The 651-nt window shown below is 37.6% G+C and carries 1 protein-coding gene; it reads right to left on the bottom strand.

Translation table 11 applies throughout. From position 1 onward, the window contains the following. Positions 1-216: 216 nt before the first annotated feature. Entirely contained in the window at positions 217-435 is a 219-nt protein-coding gene (locus B5P42_RS31725; protein WP_113736079.1) for a hypothetical protein, read from the bottom strand. Positions 436-651 lie beyond the last annotated feature (216 nt).

A 651-nucleotide genomic window follows, 5' to 3' on the forward strand; every position in this document is an offset into this window, starting at 1 on the left:
CATAAAGTCATATACAATCAACGCGAATTGCTGTTCTTTAGCAGCTGCTAATCCTGCATTATGCAGCAATCTTAACAATGCATGCGTAGTACTATGAGCGGGTCTGCACCCGAATTGGTTATCAGGTATGTGCTTTTCCGCTTGGTGTCTTATTCTGTGTTCAATAATCCCTTCTACCAGTTTGGCTATATTAGGCAATAATGATATAGGTATATATTAAACTAGATTATCTTTAGGTAATGGTCTGATTTTCGCTATTTTCATATCTTGTGGGAAGTATCCTAAATCTATAATATCGTTATTAATTGAATTCAGCAACGCGTATTTGTTCATATCATTTTTGCATAATTCTTTGATGAGACTATTCGGTATTCCATCAATTCCTCCTGCTGATTTCCTATTGGCCTTAACAACTGCCCTTTCTAGCTCTCTCAAAGTAATCTTTTCCGGTGGTTGAGAGATTCTCTCTTTCCATAGTTTTTCAATGAGTAGATCGTGTTCACGCTGTTCATGCTCATTGAGGTTAAGGTCTGCTTCGCTGTAGATTGCCTCAAAACTGTCAGCTCTTTTTTCTGCTACATCTTTTGCATCACCTTAATGTGTATCGTACTTTCTTCGCCGTTTGTTGGTTTCAGGACTTATCTTCTTTAC

The sequence above is a fragment of the Bacillus sp. SRB_331 genome (assembly GCF_003264175.1).
In the GTDB taxonomy this organism is placed as follows: domain Bacteria; phylum Bacillota; class Bacilli; order Bacillales; family Bacillaceae_G; genus Bacillus_A; species Bacillus_A mycoides.